At 38.6% G+C, this 18,801-nt stretch carries 16 protein-coding genes and 1 other RNA gene; 4 read left to right on the top strand and 13 right to left on the bottom strand.

Annotated elements, in window-relative coordinates; translation table 11 throughout:
• Nucleotides 1-446: 446 nt before the first annotated feature.
• Nucleotides 447-809 (top strand): Hha toxicity modulator TomB, encoded by a 363-nt coding sequence (tomB, locus tag AACU98_RS18285; RefSeq protein ID WP_004245073.1) that lies wholly within the window; start codon nucleotides 447-449, stop codon nucleotides 807-809.
• A gap of 45 nt (nucleotides 810-854) precedes the next feature.
• Nucleotides 855-1,058: an HHA domain-containing protein gene (locus AACU98_RS18280; RefSeq protein WP_004245074.1), complete on the top strand. Its 204-nt coding sequence runs from the start codon at nucleotides 855-857 to the stop codon at nucleotides 1,056-1,058.
• Nucleotides 1,059-1,457: 399 nt separating this feature from the next.
• Here AACU98_RS18280 and ffs read toward each other — a convergent pair.
• Nucleotides 1,458-1,554, bottom strand: an RNA gene (gene ffs, locus AACU98_RS18275) — signal recognition particle sRNA small type.
• Between the two features lie 295 nt (nucleotides 1,555-1,849).
• On the opposite strand from ffs, the gene tesB reads away from it, so the two are divergent.
• Nucleotides 1,850-2,725 (top strand): acyl-CoA thioesterase II, encoded by an 876-nt coding sequence (tesB, locus tag AACU98_RS18270; protein WP_004245075.1) that lies wholly within the window; start codon nucleotides 1,850-1,852, stop codon nucleotides 2,723-2,725.
• A gap of 43 nt (nucleotides 2,726-2,768) precedes the next feature.
• Here the strand turns inward: tesB and amtB are convergent, their stop codons facing one another.
• The 5 genes from amtB to AACU98_RS18245 form a co-directional block, all read right to left on the bottom strand.
• Nucleotides 2,769-4,067, bottom strand: a complete 1,299-nt coding sequence (gene amtB, locus AACU98_RS18265) for an ammonium transporter AmtB (protein ID WP_017827765.1) — start codon at nucleotides 4,065-4,067, stop codon at nucleotides 2,769-2,771.
• 12 nt (nucleotides 4,068-4,079) lie between these two features.
• Nucleotides 4,080-4,418: a P-II family nitrogen regulator gene (locus AACU98_RS18260; RefSeq protein ID WP_004247234.1), complete on the bottom strand. Its 339-nt coding sequence runs from the start codon at nucleotides 4,416-4,418 to the stop codon at nucleotides 4,080-4,082.
• A gap of 219 nt (nucleotides 4,419-4,637) precedes the next feature.
• The gene (locus tag AACU98_RS18255; RefSeq protein WP_017827764.1) at nucleotides 4,638-6,425 is read right to left on the bottom strand and encodes a SmdB family multidrug efflux ABC transporter permease/ATP-binding protein; all 1,788 of its coding nucleotides are present in this window, start codon (nucleotides 6,423-6,425) and stop codon (nucleotides 4,638-4,640) included.
• Nucleotides 6,412-8,157, bottom strand: coding sequence for a SmdA family multidrug ABC transporter permease/ATP-binding protein (locus AACU98_RS18250; RefSeq protein ID WP_017827763.1), 1,746 nt, complete (start codon nucleotides 8,155-8,157; stop codon nucleotides 6,412-6,414). Before AACU98_RS18250 ends, AACU98_RS18255 begins: the two co-directional genes overlap by 14 nt.
• Before the next feature lie 55 nt (nucleotides 8,158-8,212).
• Nucleotides 8,213-8,674, bottom strand: a complete 462-nt coding sequence (locus AACU98_RS18245) for an Lrp/AsnC family transcriptional regulator (RefSeq protein ID WP_004245080.1) — start codon at nucleotides 8,672-8,674, stop codon at nucleotides 8,213-8,215.
• 157 nt (nucleotides 8,675-8,831) lie between these two features.
• Here AACU98_RS18245 and queC point away from each other — a divergent pair, with 157 nt between their 5' ends.
• Nucleotides 8,832-9,530, top strand: a complete 699-nt coding sequence (gene queC, locus AACU98_RS18240; protein ID WP_004252552.1) for a 7-cyano-7-deazaguanine synthase QueC — start codon at nucleotides 8,832-8,834, stop codon at nucleotides 9,528-9,530.
• Nucleotides 9,531-9,922: 392 nt separating this feature from the next.
• On the opposite strand, the gene AACU98_RS18235 is transcribed toward queC, so the two are convergent.
• From AACU98_RS18235 to clpP, 7 genes are all read right to left on the bottom strand, one after another.
• Complete coding sequence (locus AACU98_RS18235) at nucleotides 9,923-10,330, bottom strand: acyl-CoA thioesterase (RefSeq protein WP_004245082.1); 408 nt, start codon at nucleotides 10,328-10,330, stop codon at nucleotides 9,923-9,925.
• 212 nt (nucleotides 10,331-10,542) lie between these two features.
• Entirely contained in the window at nucleotides 10,543-10,917 is a 375-nt protein-coding gene (locus tag AACU98_RS18230; RefSeq protein WP_004245083.1) for a ComEA family DNA-binding protein, read from the bottom strand.
• A gap of 254 nt (nucleotides 10,918-11,171) precedes the next feature.
• Nucleotides 11,172-13,049, bottom strand: a complete 1,878-nt coding sequence (ppiD, locus tag AACU98_RS18225) for a peptidylprolyl isomerase (RefSeq protein ID WP_161735300.1) — start codon at nucleotides 13,047-13,049, stop codon at nucleotides 11,172-11,174.
• A gap of 468 nt (nucleotides 13,050-13,517) precedes the next feature.
• Nucleotides 13,518-13,793, bottom strand: a complete 276-nt coding sequence (gene hupB / locus AACU98_RS18220; protein ID WP_004247229.1) for a nucleoid-associated protein HU-beta — start codon at nucleotides 13,791-13,793, stop codon at nucleotides 13,518-13,520.
• 221 nt (nucleotides 13,794-14,014) lie between these two features.
• Nucleotides 14,015-16,369, bottom strand: a complete 2,355-nt coding sequence (lon, locus tag AACU98_RS18215) for an endopeptidase La (RefSeq protein WP_004245086.1) — start codon at nucleotides 16,367-16,369, stop codon at nucleotides 14,015-14,017.
• Nucleotides 16,370-16,626: 257 nt separating this feature from the next.
• A complete protein-coding gene (gene clpX, locus AACU98_RS18210) occupies nucleotides 16,627-17,898 on the bottom strand; it encodes an ATP-dependent protease ATP-binding subunit ClpX (RefSeq protein WP_004245087.1) in 1,272 nt (423 codons plus the stop codon).
• A gap of 144 nt (nucleotides 17,899-18,042) precedes the next feature.
• The gene (clpP, locus tag AACU98_RS18205) at nucleotides 18,043-18,666 is read right to left on the bottom strand and encodes an ATP-dependent Clp endopeptidase proteolytic subunit ClpP (RefSeq protein ID WP_004245088.1); all 624 of its coding nucleotides are present in this window, start codon (nucleotides 18,664-18,666) and stop codon (nucleotides 18,043-18,045) included.
• Nucleotides 18,667-18,801: the final 135 nt, after the last annotated feature.

The raw sequence follows: 18,801 nt of genomic DNA, 5'->3' as shown, positions 1-18,801 counted from the left end.
ATATCAGCTTATCACCAAGACTATTTAGCGATATAAGACATTTTTAGCAAACAAATACTAGGATAATCATCAAGTTAATTATCCTTACTTTTACGCTTCTCAACTAAATTTTTACGAAAATAGACAAATTTCTATCGCTCAGATAGTGACTTATGCAATAATAGTGCTATATTAAGCGTACAGTACTTTTATTTTGTACACTTTTTCAACTTGCATTGAATGTAGTTTCGTATTTAAATACCTTTTTCAAATTACACCATTACTATGTAGAAATAATAAAAACAATTATTAAACATTATTGGTATATGAATAAAATATAAAGTTGCTGTTTATTTTAAGATTGTTTAATTAATTCATTACTGAATTAAGCCGCAAGCTTCATTAATAGCTAATTTATCAGTATTAATTATTAGTGTTTCTTTAGCATAATTCAGTCACAATAAGCTATGGACGAATATTCACCAGAAAAAATAGATTTAGCTGAATTGTCATTTTTATGTGAAGAGCTATTACAGCAAGCATTAAGCTCATTAGATAAAGGTACCGCAGTTTGGAACAATGATCTAAGTAGCACAAAAAGCGTTGACCTTAATGCCCTAATTGATCACATTATGGGCTTTAGTTGGCTGTTTAAGATAAAATATCCTGATAAACACGCTATTAACACTTTAATGGAAGAGTGCATAGAAGAGACTTATCGGTTATTCGGTAGTGACTCCATTTCCTACTCGGAATTGAATAATTGGAAAGAGTTAAACTATTCACTGTTAACGCTTATCGATAAAAATCCTAAAAGTTATATCAAGTAAATTAAATTACCTTTAGTTTTATTTAAATTATAGAGAAAAGACAACATGACTAAAACAGACTATCTAATGCGTTTAAGAAAATGCACCTCAATCGAAACCCTTGAAAGAGTGATTGAAAAGAACAAATATGAACTGACCGATGATGAGTTAGAGCTATTTTATTCAGCTGCAGACCATCGTTTAGCAGAGCTAACCATGAACAAACTTTATGACAAGATCCCAGCATCTGTTTGGAAATTTGTAAGATAATCGTATTAGCAAGTAACCATTAGTATCCTCTTATTTTTACTATCTCTTTATAGTAATTGGGTTAATAGTTCTTATTTTTAGGTATCGTTTTATTCATGCTTTTTTAATAAGTAAAATGATTACACACTATCATGCCGTGCTTATAACGGCATGACGGCATAATTCTTACAACTTCTCTTATTATTCATCTATAACGCGTAGGCGATAATAGGTGAAAGGCATTCTGTTTCTTATTAATTCACCAAACCCATATTGAGAGTAAATATAGTTAAAAAAACTATTAATTAAACAATATGTAAATAGAAATATGTTTAGATGCAAACGTTCAACGATACGATTACGATGAAGAAAGTAACTGGATAAAAAATAGCGGGATTGCAATGCAGAAATTGGGTGGGGCCTTGCCAGCGACATCCCGGCACACACGACACCTGCCATGGCTGCTTCCTTCCGGACCTGACCGAGTTAACAAGTTAGTGTTGCGGGAGAACCAACAAGACCCCATAGATTGTCTTATTGCTAAGACGATATGCATTATCTTTTAAAGCTATCCAAATAGCAAGGAAAGCCAGACCAAGTGCTGATAAATTACTCAATAAGGCCTTATGCTTTGCCAAATTCTTTCAATTTATGCCCTCTATTTAGCTAATATCGCGATTGCTCCCCTATCAAATAAGGTGTTACGGCATTTTTAGCAAAATATAAACAGCAGATTATTTTTTTATCCGATAGCGGATTGTATATAATCAAAACTATAAAACATAATCTATCCGATGATATATAGGTAAACTATGAGCCAGGCATTAAAAAAACTTATCAACTTAATGGAGCTTGAAAAAATAGAAGAAGGCCTATTTAGAGGTCAAAGTGAAGATTTAGGTTTACCACAAGTCTTTGGTGGACAAGTTGTTGGCCAAGCTCTTTATGCGGCAAAACAAACAATTGCTGATAATCGCTATGTTAATTCATTTCACAGCTATTTTTTACGACCTGGTGATAGCCATAAGCCTATTATTTACGATGTGGAATCTATCCGTGATGGTGGCTCATTTAGTACTCGTCGCGTCAGTGCTATCCAACAAGGTAAGCCTATTTTTTATATGACCGTCTCTTTCCAAGAGTTTGAAGAAGGCTTTGAACATCAAGATATGATGCCTGAAGTCCCTTTTCCAAATGACTTGATCTCTCAAGATGAGATATTGAAAAAACTTGCCCCAAAATTACCCGAACCTCTAAGAACACTCGCATTAAGAGAAACACCTTTTGAAGCACGCCCCGTGCAATATTTTAGCCCGTTTGGTTATGAAAAAGCACCTGCGGAACGTTATGTTTGGTATCGTAGTCGCGGAGAAATGCCATCTGATCCTTTCCTACACCAATACTTATTAGGTTATATCTCTGATTTTGATTTTTTACCCACCTCACTGCAACCTTATGGTTTAGGTTTTATGGATCCGAGTTTACAAGTGGCTACCATCGATCATTCCATGTGGTTCCATCGCCCATTTCGTGTTGATGACTGGTTACTTTATGCTATTGAAAGTCCATCAGCCTCAGGTGGTCGCGGATTTGTGAGAGGAAAAATGTTTAATATGAGTGGGCAACTAGTTGCCTCTTCTGTTCAAGAAGGTGTTATCCGCCAAAAACGAATAAAATCAAACAAATAACGCAGTGAGAATATTCCCCCCTCAGTTGAGGGGGAATAGACCATTACTGCTCGTACGCTCTTTCGCCATGAGTGGTTATATCTAATCCATCATGCTCTTCTTCTTGTGAGACACGCAATCCCACTAGCTTATCGGCAATTTTAAAGGCAATGTAAGCCACAACACTTGACCAAATAAGCGTAATCACAACACTAAATAATTGAGTTAGCACTTGCTTACCTAATGTCATATGCTCGCTATAACCAATGCCCCCTAAAAATGAAGCCGTAAATATGCCCGTTAATAAACAGCCCGCAATACCACAAGTACCATGAATACCAAAAACATCACAGACATCATCTGCTTTTAACCAACGTTTAAGAACCACAACCCCCCAAAGCCCGATGATGCCAGCAATAATACCAATAACCAAAGCACCAATAGGGCCTACGGTTCCCGCGGCTGGGGTAATAGCAACTAATCCCGCAATACATCCTGAACAACTACCTAACATAGAAGGTTTCCTTCTCACTAGCCATTCAGCAAATGTCCACGCAAGAACTGCACCTGCGGTAGCTACAACTGTATTTAAAAACGCCAATGCAGCAATACCATTAGCACTCCCTGCAGAGCCTGCATTAAAACCAAACCAACCAATATAAAGTACCGCTGTACCAGTAAAGACCATAGGTAAATTATGTGGTTTAATCGCAGTATGTTGATAATCACCTCGTTTACCTAGTAAGTAAGCACCAACAAGCGCTGCTACAGCGGCATTAATATGGACAACCGTTCCTCCCGCAAAATCTAATGCTCCATCATCGATAAGCCAACCACCTTCTCCCCATACCATATGGGCAATGGGAATATATGAAAAAGTAAACCAAATAACAGTAAAGATAAGCAGTGCTGAAAAACGAATACGTTCACCTAATGCGCCAACAATGAGGGCCACGGTGATCACCGCAAAAGAGCCTTGAAATACAACATGCACATATTGATTAATTGCACCAGCAACAGAATCGACTGAAATATTATTTAGAAAAGTAAGTGACCACCCACCCCAAATCTTATTTCCAGCAGTAAACGCCAAACTATAGCCAAACATAATCCAAAGGATAATCACTACACTGAAAATCAACATCACTTGCGTCATTAGTGATAATACATTCTTACTGCGTAGTAACCCGCCATAAAAGAGTGCGATACCGGGAATAGTCATAAAAAACACCAATGCACTACAGATCAGCATAAAACTGTTATCCGCTTTATCTATGTCTATTGTGGTGGCTCCAATCGCTAACTGAGGTAATAAAAAGTATGTAAGTGCTAACGTAAAAAAATAACTAATAAATCGTTTCATTTGTTAGCTCCTCTACAAGGCTTCTTCACCAGACTCTCCTGTACGAATACGGATCGCCTGCAATAACTCTAAAACAAAAATTTTGCCATCTCCTACTTTACCAGTATCAGTAACTTGGCTTATGGCTTGTAGCACAGGCTCTAATTGCCCATCACAAACCGCTAATTCTATTTTTACTTTAGGAAGAAAGTTAACCTCATACTCAGCGCCCCGATAAAGCTCGGCATGTCCTTTTTGTCGCCCATATCCTTTTACTTCACTGATTGTCATTCCGTTAATCCCAAGCTCAGAGAGTGACTCTCTTACATCTTCTAATTTAAATGGTTTAATAATCGCGATGATATATTTCATATAATTGCTCCATACGGTTTTAGAAAGCGCCATACTGATAGAGCAAGAGATATGCCAATAGTTATTTCATTGATAAATAAATAAAAAATAAATATCACTCACTAACTTAGTGCAATAAATGCTCTTATCATGTCCACAATGCTAAAAATTGGGGCAAAAAGTTTAGGCAATAAAAAACCCAGCATTGGCTGGGTTAGGATGAATGGAATTTAGATTATATCACTCAACAACGGCTGGCTCTTGAACTTGTAATGACTCTTTAACTTGTTGTAATTGGTACATATTGTAATAGCGACCTTTTTGTGCCAATAGTTGTGCATGTTTACCTTGCTCAACAATCTCACCACGATGAAGCACAACAATTTCGTCAGCATCGATAATGGTTGAAAGGCGATGAGCGATAACAATTAATGTGGTTTTTTCTCTTATTTGCGTAAGGGCTTTTTGAACAGCTTGCTCTGTACCCGAGTCGATATTTGCCGTTGCCTCATCTAAGATAAGAATACGGGGTGGAAATAATAATACTCGAGCTAATGCTAATAACTGTTTTTGTCCCGCGGATAAGCGACTACCCTGTTCACCTAAGGGGGTTTCTAAACCATCAGGTAATGTTTTTACCCAGCTATTTAATTGTACAGTTGCTAATACTTGCCATAAGTGAGCTTCAGAGCAGTGACGCCCTAAAGTAATATTGTCACGCAAAGTGCCTGATAATAAAACAGGATCTTGCTGTACCATCGCAATACCGCTTCTTAATGCCTGATGGGAATAGCATTCTAATGGATGGTTATCTAAGTAGATATGTCCTTTCTGCCATGGATAATTTCCCATAAGCAAACTGGCTAAGGTACTTTTTCCACTGCCAGTATGCCCCACAAAAGCGACAAAGTGGCGAGCAGGTATATCAAGATTAATCTCTTTTAATACCCACTGCTGTTTTAGATACGCAAACCACAAGCCGTTAATGGCTATATCTCCTTGGTTAATGGTATAGCTTGCATTGCCATATTGCTGCATCGGGGCGTCCATTAACTCAAAGACTCGTTCACCGGAAACAACCGCTTGTTGTAATAAAGATTGTTGAGACGTCAGAGTAATAAGAGGTTCATTAAGACGACCTAAATAGCTGATAAAAGCATAAATTACTCCAACACCAATCACAGCACTACCTTGATATCCAAACAGTATCAATAAGCCACATAGCACCAATGCAGAGAGCATACTGAGTAACGGGCGCAATAGTAGCCCATCAAGTTTTAGTGCTTTCATACGTGCTTGATAATGTTGCCAGCTATCATCTGACATTCTCTTACCGAAGCGAGCTTGTTGACGAAATTGCTGGATAACCGACATACCATTAATCACTTCATGAAAGCCATCATTAATATTGGCAAGATAATGACGCACATTTCGGACAATCGGTGTACTTAGCCGTTGATAAAGCATCATCACACCAATAACCGCAGGGAAAATCGTCATCGCCACTAATGCCATTTGCCATTCGAGTAGAAACATAGCGATTAACATCACAACCACCAATGCTATAGCACGAAATAGAGCAGGAAAGACGTTAACAAATAGATCTTTGATAGTTTCTGTATCATTGGTAACACGAGAAATCAGCTGTCCTACAGGCTGATTATCAAATGCACTTAATGGCTGTTTTAGCGCAGCACTCATCACATCTGCTCGTAACTGTTGTACCACCCCAACAGCGGCATAATTAAAGACGATTGTTTGGTAATAGTGCAATAGTGCCGCAATAATTTGTAATAGAATAAAAGCAGCAGCAAGACCTAATGCGCCTCGCCATTCAACTTGATGAGTCGCTACTTTAGCATCAATAAAATAACTAATAAGTAAAGGTCCACCCACTTCTGCAATCGCTGCCACCCATAACATCACCACACCTAATGTCATCGGTTTGCGATAGGTTTTGCCATAAGCTAATAATCTTTTTAAGGCCGGCAATAACGTTTTAATGGATTTATTATTATTTATCGTCATCTAATGCGGCCTCGAGTTGTTGATAATGGTACATATCTTGATACCAACCTGGCACTGCAATAAGTGTTTGATGAGTACCTTGCTCTATGATTTCGCCTTGTTTTAATACCAATATATTTGTTGCATCAACCAGTGCAGATAAACGGTGAGCACTAATAATAATGGTTTTCTCTTTACGCCATTGAGCCAGATTTTGTAAGATCTGGTATTCAGTTTGTCCATCAACGGCTGATAACGCATCATCTAATAACAAGATTTCCGCATCTAACAGTAAAGCTCTAGCAATGGAAATACGTTGCTTTTGTCCCCCCGAGAGCATGACCCCTTTTTCACCAACTTGAGTCAGATATCCTTCGGGTAAATTTAAAATATCATCGTGAATATTGGCGATTTTGGCTACTGCCTCTATCTCTTCTTTGGTAGCATCAGGGCGTCCTAAGGCTATATTTCCGGCAATCGTATCCGAAAAAAGAAACGGTGTTTGGTTGACAACAGCAAGTCTTCCCCGCCATTCATCCAATTTTAATTGGTAAAGGGGGACAGATTGAAAACGAATATCCCCTTCACTGACATCATATAAGCGCTGGATCAGCGCTAACAAAGTGCTTTTCCCCGCCCCAGTCATACCGCAAATACCCAACATCTCACCAGGAGAGAGTGTAAAATGAATGTTTTTTAGTACATCAACTTGCTGTTTGGGGTAATGAAACGCTTTAATATCTACCGCTAAAGTTCCTTTTTGATGCATTGGTGATAATTGACCATCAACCATAGCCGGTTGCTCATTGAGTAATGCATTGATCCTGCTATAAGCCGCACTACCACGCTCAACAATATTAAACATCCATGCCAGCGCTAACATAGGCCAAATCATTTGCCCTAAATACATTACAAAACTGGTTAATTCTCCCAATGTCATCGTGCCATTGAGAACAAAATAACTTCCTCCCGCCACAGCAAGTAAGTTAGCAAAACCAATTGCCATAAAAATCGTGGGGTCAAACAATGCATCGACTTTTGCCACTCGCATATTTTGTCGACCCGTCTCTTTTGCAACCGTTTCAAAACGTGAAGCATGTTGCTGTTCAAGACCGAAAGATTTGATCATACGAATGCTACTTAAACTTTCTTGCGCTTGATTATTCAATGAAGAAAATAGTGCTTGTGCACTTTTAAAGCGGTGATGTAGTTTATCGCCATAGCGTTTAATTAATATTGCCATTAATGGCATAGGTAACAATGAGATAAGTGTCAATTGCCAACTTAACTGAATACTCATCATCACTAACACCGCAAGTCCCATTACCATAGAGTCAACAAGGGTTAACACCCCTTCCCCTGCGGCAAAAACGACTTTATCAACATCATTAGTGGTACGTGCGATTAAATCACCCGTGCGATAGCGTTGATAAAAAGCCGATGATTGAAGGCTAAGTTGGCGATAGATTTGCATACGTAATTTCACCGCCAGTTGGTAAGAAGCACCAAATAACCACAGTCGCCAAATATAACGTAATAAATAGACAGCAAGGGCGATCAATACCATGATCCCGATCCACCCCATAATTTGCTGAAAAGACAGGCTATGGCTATCAACACCATCAACAATAATCCCGACGATTTTCGGAGGGATCACTTGTAGAACGGCGATAACCATCAATAAGAAAATAGCACCGACATAACGACGCCATTCGCTGATAAAATACCAACTGAGCTGTGAAAATAGAGCCACGCCTTAAATCCTAAGGTTGTACAAAAATAAAAGTGCCAGTTGGTAAAGAGGGATCTTATTCAGGTATCGGCATTGCCGTTGTGTATTTAATTTTTTCCATTGCAAAGTTAGAAGTTACGTCAATAAGCCCAGGAACGCCGTTAACCATGCGTTTGTAAAATTGGTCATAACTTTTCATGTCTACAACTTCAACATGCATTAGATAATCACACTCACCCGCCATTCGATAGAATGTCAGTACTTCTGGCATTTGCTTAACGAATGATACAAATTGTTCATACCACTCGCTATTATGTTGCTGTGTTCTTATCATAACAATAACTGTTAAGCCAAGCCCAATTTTTTCGCTGTCGAGTAATGCAACACGTTTACGAATATACCCTTCATCCTCGAGTCTTTTCAATCGCTTCCAGCAAGGTGTTGAGGTTAGGTTAACCGCCTCTGCCAAAGTATTCAGTGAGAGGCTTGAATCTTCCTGTAATAGCGTTAATAGTTTTCGGTCAATCTTATCTAACATAAATACTCCTTTAACATATGCCCCTACAAAAAATAGTAATAATCTACCCCTGCTATAAGAATAATCTCTTACTGATAATTTGGTGATAACTTGTCATAATATCTGCAATATTATGCGTATTAATCCTTAAAAAATATCAATATTCAGGAGTATTCTGATGAAAAAAACGGTCGTTGTCTTTAGTGGTGGACAAGATTCGACAACCTGCCTAATCCAAGCACTAGAGCAGTATGATGAAGTTCATTGTATTACATTTAATTATGGACAACGTCATAAAGAAGAAATTGAGGTAGCACAAAGAGTCAGTCAATTATTAGGTGCAACCGCACATAAAGTTTTGGATGTCAGTTTACTCAATGAACTCGCTATCAGCAGCTTAACACGTGACAATATTCCTGTGCCTGATTTTAAACAGAGTGAACAAAGCGATATTCCTAGTACCTTTGTACCTGGTAGAAATATTTTATTTCTTACATTAGCCTCCATTTATGCTTATCAGATTGGTGCTGAAAGCGTTATTACCGGCGTATGTGAAACTGATTTCTCAGGTTATCCAGATTGTCGCGATGAGTTTGTTAAGGCTCTAAATCATGCGGTAAATTTAGGTATTGCTCGTGATATTCAGTTTATCACTCCGTTGATGTGGTTAGATAAAGCGCAAACTTGGGCACTCGCTGACTATTACGGTAAGTTAGATTTTGTACGCCACAACACCTTAACTTGTTATAACGGTATTCAAGGTGATGGTTGTGGTCAATGTGCAGCTTGCCATTTAAGAGAGCGTGGACTTCATGGCTATTTACAAGACAAAAATGCCGTCATGGACGCCATGAAAAATAAAGTTGGCCTTAAATAATCTGTCAAAAATGTGTTAGCTTTGTTTTCTGTGCGTTTACACCCGTAGCAGTTATTTTTAATTCGTGACCTGTTTGGTTGCTAATAAAGTCGTCGAAGCCGTGATAACTAATTAACCAGTTGTTTTACCCAGTTTTCCCCTGTGATTTTCTCCGCCCTGAAAACAACAGAGCGGGGAATTATTCTATACCAAAACCAATTGACCTCCTCCATGCTCTAAAGGACGTGGCTCCCTACAGCGGTTCAGACCACAGTCTGACTCGTCTCGGTGGGTTCCTGCTTCAGCGAGTGGGCTGACTACTCCCTCCCTTACACAGGTAAGTACGGTATATCCTGCCGCTAATATGTTACGATCACCGATAAAATTAGACGGTTAACTGGATAACATCAATGCTAATCAGCAGACTGGCGTACATACTCCAATTTTTCTCGTAACTGATCTGTAAGTGTTAATGCTTTTTTAGTATTGATATCAACGAGTACAAAAGTCACTAATGCATCTGAAATCAATGCACCATCTTGTTTTCTCACTATTTTTTGAGACAACACGCCACTTTTAATACCGACTTCTGCAATATCACAACTAATGATTAGTTCATCGCCTAAATTAGCGGGCAAACGATAGTTGATATTAATATTCGCGACAACGAGTGCTAGACCATGCCGTTTAAACCAAGCGAGATCTAAGTGTTGTTCAATCCAATCCCATCTCGCTTGTTCTAAAAATTCAAGGTAACGTGCATTATTCACATGCTCAAAAACATCTAAATGGAATCCATAAACTTTAATTAATGTACTCATATGACTTTATTACCTCTTGATATCCCTAACAAACTTTAGCTAAGAGAAATTTCTATGTAATATCTTAAATATAGTCAAAAATATCAAATAGGGTATATTTCATCCGATTATTTATTACCCAAATTAAAATACCATCTGATTATTAATATTATATAAAGGCAATTCTGTACCCCTTTTTGATCACAAAAAAGGGGTACAGTATTATCGAGTAATTAGTTGATAATAATTAGATCTTTATTTTGTTCAATAAGCTTCATACCAATACCAAAGACCTTGGCGAGATCATCAAAAGAAGCAAAACGCCCCACTTTTTCTCGATAATCGATAATGGCTTGCGCTTTTGCTTTTCCGATCCCTTTTAGCGTCATTAATTCATCAAGTGTTGCACTATTAATATCCAACTTTCCTTGTGCACTAGCGTTTACCTCACTGACAGCACTCTCTTTTTGATCCCCTTTTTCAATCAACATGGTTGATGTTGAAGGCGATATATCATCGGCATAAGAGAGTGGTGATAACCCTAAACCTAATGTTAAACATATTGATGCCATAAATGCTGATAGTGTTTTTTTATCCATTTTAATCATCTCCTTTTTGTAAAAATAACTGTATATTCAACAGCAAACAGCGATTACTGAATGCCATCAAATAATGCCAAGCCTTAAATAATTCAGCAATTAGCAACCATATGAATTACGAGAGAGTAAGAAAAATAAATTGAATAAAAAAATAGCGTTACAAAAAATGACGTGACTGCTCGCAATTTCTAATCTTGAATATAATTTTAGCCATAAAAAAACCCAGTCGAAACTGGGTTTTTATTCAATCAATCTAAGATAGTTTATTGATAATCTTTATCAAAAATCTCGATTTTTGCTTTTTCTCTTAAATCGCTGAGCATAAGTTGTAAAGCTTCTTCTCCCATTTGGGCGCGATAGAGATTAGTCATAAATTCAAGCTGTTCTGCCGTTGGCTTACCATCAGTGACACTATCTAATTGGATTAAGACCACTTTTGAACCCGGTACATTAGACATACCGTACTCTTTTTTACCTTCTGCTGGTTTTGGCATAGCAAAAATAGCACTTTGTATCGGATCTGTGGCTGATGAATGAACCACGCTTTCTACCTCACCAAACGAGATATTTGCTTCTTTCAATGCCGCCTCTCCTTTACCTTCTTTTAAGGCTGCAAGGAGTTTCTGAGCTTGCGCATTCATCGCTTGAGAAGCTTTTTGCTGTTTGACCAGTGTAATAACCTTGTCACGTACTTTATCTAATGGTTGGGTTGATGCAGGTTTATATCCTTCGACACGAACAATATAAGCACTATCATTACCAAGGGTAACCATATCTGAGTTCATGCCTGTAGGGCCATTGTCATCAACCAGTGAACCACCAAAGATAAGCTGTGTTAACTTTTCGTTATTCAAGGCTACTGGTACATTGTTTTCATCAAACCAATCTGTATTGATTACAGTGACGTTCCCTGCTTTTGCTGCTGTCGCTAGCGTGTCGTTATCATTTGAAGCGGCTTGACTCACTTTTTGCTGCAATGCGAAGAAATCATCAATGGCTTTGTTTTCACGCATTTTTACTAATAAGTCAGCTTTAATGTCATCAAAAGGTTTTACCATCGAAGGTTTAATATCATCAAGACGGAAAATAGCATAACCGTTGCTGATTTTAACTGGCTGTGAAATTTGCCCCTTCTCAGTCAAACTCGCATTTGCTAATTCTGGTAGCTCTTGACCAATAGTGATCCAGCCTAATGAACCATCTTGTTTAGCAGAAAAAGTATCAATGGATTTTTCTTTTACTAAAGTGACGAAGTCAGCGCCATTTTTCAACGCGTCTTCAGCTTCTTTCGCAGCGGTTTCATCTGCTAAGACAAGTAGACTGTATTTTTTTTGTCCGGGAACAGTAAATTCACTGATATTACTATCGTAATAAGCTTTAACTTCATCATCTGAAATAGTGATGTTGCTTAAATCTTTTTGGGCTTCTAACTGAATATAGCTCACTTTAACTTGTGCTGGAGCGATAAACATAGAGGTATTTTGGTCATAAAAGGCTTTTAATTCTTCATCTGATACCGTCTCTTTTTCAAGGAATGGCTGAATATCTAATGAAGCGAGACGCACATTACGACTTTGTAGCATTAAGCCGGCAAAGTCTTTAACTTCGCTCTCTAAAGCAAAGTCAGTGCCTTGAATAGAATAACGTAATTGTTGATTAATCAGATTTTGACGAATTCCTTCAGCAAAGGCATCAGCGTCAATATTATTCGCCGTTAATAACTCAACGTATTTTTTGTTATCAAATTTACCATCAGTTTGGAAATAAGGTAGCGCAAAAATCGCGTCTCTGATTTGCTGGTCGCCAGCAGAAATACCTAACTCTTGAGCAAATTGATCCAGCAAAGCTTGGTTAATCAGCACATTCAATGCTTGTTGGCGGATCATTTTTTGTCCCTCATCTGATGATGCGAGGGAAGCAAAATTGTCACCCATATCTTTTTGTAGTTGTGCTCGGCGTTGTTGATAAGCTTGCTCTAACTGAGCACGACTTATTTTATAACCGTTAACTTCAGCGGCATCATTAACACCAGAACTAAAGAGATATCCGCCCACACCAGTTAGGACGAAAGAGAGGATGATCACAGCTAATAGTATCTTAATAAAAGGATTATTAGCAGTTGAACGAATGTTGTCCATCATAACGAGACTAGGCTCCGTTTGGTGAAAAAATTATTTTTTATTGGTGTTACACGACTATTTTGAGCACAGCTAATTTAACATGCTCATCGCTGGCTTAATATCAAAATGTCGCAACACGCGACAATCCTTAGAAATAGCCAATCCCGTATAAAATTTGAGTCTTAACACACATCTTACAGATACAAAATAAACAGCTCTAATTGACTCATTGGTCAGTTAAGTCTTTAGCTAACCATGAGATGCTTTTATGTTGTCTATTTCAGTTATAGAACAACGCGCTATTCTATCAAATGACTACTTTAGTTTCACGTCTTATCACCAGAGAATACTCGGTTTAATCCCCTTTTCTGTGATAAAAAAAGAAAAGCGCATCCTTTAAAGATGCGCTTTATTTCTTAATCGATTCGTTTTCTGTTTATCCATAACGTCAACCCAATAACACATTAGGCAGAAAAACGATTTACTCAATTATTGATTTACTGCGTCTTTTAGACCTTTACCCGCACGGAATGCAGGCACTTTGGCCGCAGCAATTTGAATCTCTTTACCTGTTTGTGGATTACGGCCAGTACGTGCTGCGCGATCACGTACGGTAAATGTACCGAAGCCCACTAATGCAACGTCATCACCTTTTTGTAAAGATTCAGTGATTGAAGCTACCATTGCATCTACAACACGACCCGCTGCCGCTTTAGTGATATCTGCATTCGCAGCAATTTTGTCGATCAGTTGAGTTTTATTCACGCTTTTCATCCCCATAATTTATGCGTTATTTTTTACCATTAATGGCAAATTTTGCAAACGTCGTTATATCAAGCCTTTTTATATATAGCAAGACTGATAAAACGGGACTATTAATTAATAAACCCCATTAAATTAACGACACAAAAAAAGACTGGCAAGCTTTTATTGCTTATCCAGCCTTTTTTTTAGTGAAATATTATGATTCACATCACGATTTAGTGTTATTTGTTAGTCACTACTTCGATGCCAAATGGCGATTTCTCTAAGGCTAACGTTAAAACTTCCTCAATTGTTTTCACTGGGTGAATATCCAGATCAGCAACAATGTTTTCAGGAATTTCTTCTAAATCACGTTTATTTTCATCAGGGATAAGAACTGTCTTAATTCCGCCACGATGTGCCGCAAGTAACTTTTCTTTTAATCCACCGATTGGCAATACTTGACCACGTAAGGTAATTTCTCCCGTCATTGCAACATCTGAACGAACTGGATTACCCGTTAAACTGGAAACCAACGCGGTACACATTGCAATACCCGCACTTGGACCATCTTTTGGCGTCGCGCCTTCTGGTACGTGTACATGAATATCACGTTTTTCATAGAAGTCGCCATTAATGCCCAGTTTGTCAGCTCGAGCACGAACCACAGTCATCGCTGCTTGAATCGACTCTTGCATAACTTCACCTAACGAGCCAGTGAAGGTCAGTTTACCTTTACCCGGTACACTTGCCGTTTCAATCGTCAGTAGGTCACCACCAACTTCTGTCCAAGCAAGCCCTGTAACCATACCAATACGATTTTCTGTATCAGCACGACCATAATCGACTTTACGTACACCTAAATAATCTTTCAGATTATTTTCATCGATTTCAATATGCTTGATAGTACTATCCATCAGCAGTTGTTTAACCGCTTTACGACATAATTTAGAAATTTCACGCTCTAAGCTACGTACACCCGCTTCACGCGTATAATAGCGAATAATGCCCATAATCGCGCTATCGTGGATTGTTAGCTCATTCTCTTTCAGTGCATTACGTTCAATCTGTTTTGGTAACAGATGCTGTTTTGCAATGTTGAGCTTTTCATCTTCGGTATAACCCGATAAGCGGATCACTTCCATACGATCGAGTAATGGCGCCGGAATGTTCATGGAGTTAGATGTCGCCACAAACATAACATCGGATAAGTCGTAGTCCACTTCAAGATAGTGGTCATTAAAGGCGATATTTTGTTCTGGATCTAACACCTCTAATAGTGCTGAAGCTGGATCACCGCGCATATCTGATGACATCTTGTCGATTTCATCTAATAAAAATAGCGGGTTTTTAACGCCAACTTTGGCCATTTTTTGGATTAACTTACCAGGCATCGACCCAATGTAAGTACGACGGTGACCACGGATTTCAGCTTCATCACGTACCCCACCTAATGCCATACGCACATATTTACGCCCTGTCGCTTTCGCGATAGATTGACCTAGCGACGTTTTACCTACCCCAGGAGGCCCTACCAAACACAGGATTGGCCCTTTAATTTTGCTGACACGAGACTGAACCGCGAGATATTCAAGAATACGCTCTTTCACACGTTCTAAGCCATAATGATCCGTATCAAGTACTTCCTGCGCTTTCACTAAGTCTTTTTTCACTTTGCTACGGCTATTCCAAGGAACTTGTACCATCCAATCAATATAGCTACGGACTACTGTTGCCTCAGCAGACATTGGCGACATCATTTTTAATTTCTGAAGTTCAGCTTCTGTCTTTTCTCTCGCCTCTTTGGGCATTTTCGCCGCTTCAATTTTGCGTTTTAACGACTCCATTTCATCAGGTGCATCATCCATCTCACCTAATTCTTTTTGGATCGCTTTCATCTGCTCATTGAGGTAGTACTCACGCTGGCTTTTTTCCATCTGCTTTTTAACGCGGTTACGAATGCGTTTTTCAACTTGTAGCAGATCGATTTCTGATTCCATCATCGCCATTAAATACTCTAGGCGTTCTGTTACATCAGACATTTCAAGCACAGCTTGCTTATCTTTTAATTTCAAAGGCATATGCGAAGCAATGGTATCAGCTAACTTCGCAGATTCTTCAATCGCATGCAATGAGGCTAATACCTCTGGCGGAATTTTTTTATTCAGCTTGATATAACCTTCAAACTGATTGATCGCCGTGCGATTTAGTACCTCTTGTTCACGCTCATCAACAACGGGCGTGTCTAGATATTCCGCTTTAGCTTGGAAATACTCACCATTATCAGATAATGTGGTAATTTTTGCGCGGCGAATACCTTCAACAAGCACTTTTACGGTTCCGTCAGGCAGTTTCAGCATCTGTAAAACAGAAGCCACTGTCCCCACAGAAAAAAGATCATTAACACCTGGTTCGTCAGTAGATGCATCTTTCTGCGCAACCAGCATAATTTGTTTGTTGTCGTTCATCGCAGCTTCTAAGCAATGAATAGATTTTTCACGACCAACAAACAACGGGATCACCATATGTGGATATACAACGACATCACGTAATGGCAATACAGGTATTTCAATACGTTCTGGACGCTCAGGATTCATAGAGCTCTCTCTTCGTTTTTAGCTTAACGCTTTTACAGGTAATTTTATTCGCATCTCACCAAATAAAATTAATTCTACGGATTGTCAAAATATATAAGGGCAGTTTTCCGACATTCAATAGCATTCCCTATTAAAAAAACAAAATGAGGGAAAATTCCCTCATTTTTATTGCGTTGGCACGCGTTATCCTATTTTTTTGCCCTAAAAGGGAGAAAATAGATAATATCAGACAAGAGGTATTGCTGATTTTCGCTATATTATTCACCCGATGCCTGATTTTCAGGTTGACTATATATAATCAGCGGTTCAGATTTCCCATTGATTACATTTTCATCAATGACCACTTTCTCTGCATTTTCAAATGAAGGAAGATCGTACATTGTATCAAGTAATGCAGCTTCTACAATGGAACGTAAACCACGCGCCCCTGTCTTACGCGACATCGCTTTTTTAGCAATCGCGGTTAACGCATCTTTACGGAACTCTAAATCTACACCTTCTAATTTAAACAATGCTTGATACTGTTTAGTCAGGGCATTTTTAGGCTCTTGCAGAATTTGAATTAACGCATCTTCATTGAGCTCACCTAATGTTGCAACAACAGGCAAACGACCAATAAATTCAGGGATCAGACCAAATTTAATCAGATCTTCTGGTTCAACTTGCGCTAATAACTCCCCTTCACTCGCTTTCTCATTTTGGCTTTTCACTTCTGCACCAAAACCAATACCTGAATGGGTATTTAGACGTTGCGCAACTACTTTATCCAGTCCGGCAAAAGCACCACCACAAATAAAGAGGATCTTCGAAGTATCTACTTGTAAGAATTCTTGCTGTGGATGTTTACGCCCGCCTTGAGGAGGTACAGAAGCTACTGTCCCTTCAACTAATTTCAATAATGCTTGCTGTACACCTTCGCCAGAAACATCACGTGTAATTGATGGGTTTTCAGATTTACGAGTGATTTTGTCAATTTCATCAATATAAACAATACCACGTTGTGCTTTTTGCACATCGTAATCGCATTTTTGTAGTAGTTTTTGAATGATGTTTTCAACATCTTCCCCTACATAGCCCGCTTCTGTTAGCGTTGTCGCATCGGCCATGGTAAAAGGTACATCAAGATAACGTGCTAACGTTTCTGCTAATAATGTTTTACCACTACCTGTCGGGCCAATCAGCAGGATATTACTTTTCCCTAGCTCAACACCATCGGCTTTATCGCCATTACGCAGACGTTTATAGTGATTATAAACGGCAACTGCCAATACTTTTTTCGCCAGCTCCTGACCGATAACATAATCATCAAGATGTTTACGGATTTCATGTGGCGTTGGCAATTCACTGCGTTCATGATGAGGTGCTAATTCTTTTATTTCTTCACGAATAATATCAACACAAAGGTCGACACATTCATCACAAATATAAACCGACGGGCCAGCGATTAATTTCTTTACTTCATGCTGGCTTTTACCGCAGAAAGAGCAATACAGAAGCTTCCCAGAGCTATCTTTGCGCTTATCTGTCATCAGTTAACCTCACTTAGTTATTCCTCTTATCAGCGAATAAGAGGAAGAAAGACTTTTTTATCTAGAGATTAATAGCAGCTTTCTTTATATCAATCTATAACAAAGAAAACCTGTTAACTCCATAGCTATTACAACGGAATATGACTAGCTGCGTTGTGTATAAACTTTATCAACTAAACCATATTCTAACGCTTCGTTAGCGGATAAGAAACGATCACGCTCAGTATCTCTTTCTATTTCTTCAATAGATTTCCCCGTATGTTGAGCCATTAACTCATTCATACGCGATTTCACTTTCAAAATTTCTTGAGCGTGGATTTGAATATCTGTCGCTTGGCCTTGGTATCCACCTAAAGGTTGGTGGATCATGACACGTGAGTTAGGTAGACAAATACGTTTACCTTTTGCACCTGCAGATAATAAAAATGCACCCATTGAACAAGCTTGTCCCATACAAATAGTGCTAACATCCGCTTTGATATATTGCATTGTGTCATAAATCGACATACCTGCAGTGATCACACCACCCGGTGAATTAATGTACAGGTTAATATCTTTTTCTGGGTTCTCAGCTTCTAAAAACAACATCTGAGCAACAATGAGATTGGCCATATGATCTTCAACTTGGCCAGTCAGGAAAATGATACGTTCTTTTAATAAACGTGAATAAATATCGTAAGAGCGCTCACCTCGTGAAGTCTGCTCTATAACCATCGGCACCAAAGCCATATTAGGTGCGAATTGTTCCTGGGTGTCGTTAAATGACATATCTGTCTCCTATTGCATTCTTATTGGTGCCAATGACAACAATTTTACTTGAGATAATTGATCATGACCATTGCAAATGATCCAATCTCTCACAAGACATTCAAGGCGCCTCGCGAGGAGTGATAAAATGACTAT

It is taken from the genome of Proteus sp. G4380 (assembly GCF_963885725.1).
Classification (GTDB): Bacteria; Pseudomonadota; Gammaproteobacteria; order Enterobacterales; family Enterobacteriaceae; genus Proteus; species Proteus mirabilis.
Note: the sequence above shows the minus strand (reverse complement) of the source record. Positions and strands in the feature narration are given on the sequence as shown.

Excerpts from the sequence above, each read along its gene's own strand:
- tomB (WP_004245073.1), top strand. The coding sequence starts at position 447 with ATGGACGAATATTCACCAGAAAAAATAGATTTAGCTGAATTGTCATTT.
- AACU98_RS18280 (WP_004245074.1), top strand. The coding sequence starts at position 855 with ATGACTAAAACAGACTATCTAATGCGTTTAAGAAAATGCACCTCAATC.
- tesB (WP_004245075.1), top strand. The coding sequence starts at position 1,850 with ATGAGCCAGGCATTAAAAAAACTTATCAACTTAATGGAGCTTGAAAAA.
- amtB (WP_017827765.1), bottom strand. The coding sequence starts at position 4,067 with ATGAAACGATTTATTAGTTATTTTTTTACGTTAGCACTTACATACTTT.
- AACU98_RS18260 (WP_004247234.1), bottom strand. The coding sequence starts at position 4,418 with ATGAAATATATCATCGCGATTATTAAACCATTTAAATTAGAAGATGTA.
- AACU98_RS18255 (WP_017827764.1), bottom strand. The coding sequence starts at position 6,425 with ATGACGATAAATAATAATAAATCCATTAAAACGTTATTGCCGGCCTTA.
- AACU98_RS18245 (WP_004245080.1), bottom strand. The coding sequence starts at position 8,674 with ATGTTAGATAAGATTGACCGAAAACTATTAACGCTATTACAGGAAGAT.
- queC (WP_004252552.1), top strand. The coding sequence starts at position 8,832 with ATGAAAAAAACGGTCGTTGTCTTTAGTGGTGGACAAGATTCGACAACC.
- AACU98_RS18235 (WP_004245082.1), bottom strand. The coding sequence starts at position 10,330 with ATGAGTACATTAATTAAAGTTTATGGATTCCATTTAGATGTTTTTGAG.
- AACU98_RS18230 (WP_004245083.1), bottom strand. The coding sequence starts at position 10,917 with ATGATTAAAATGGATAAAAAAACACTATCAGCATTTATGGCATCAATA.
- ppiD (WP_161735300.1), bottom strand. The coding sequence starts at position 13,049 with ATGATGGACAACATTCGTTCAACTGCTAATAATCCTTTTATTAAGATA.
- lon (WP_004245086.1), bottom strand. The coding sequence starts at position 16,369 with ATGAATCCTGAGCGTCCAGAACGTATTGAAATACCTGTATTGCCATTA.
- clpX (WP_004245087.1), bottom strand. The coding sequence starts at position 17,898 with ATGACAGATAAGCGCAAAGATAGCTCTGGGAAGCTTCTGTATTGCTCT.
- clpP (WP_004245088.1), bottom strand. The coding sequence starts at position 18,666 with ATGTCATTTAACGACACCCAGGAACAATTCGCACCTAATATGGCTTTG.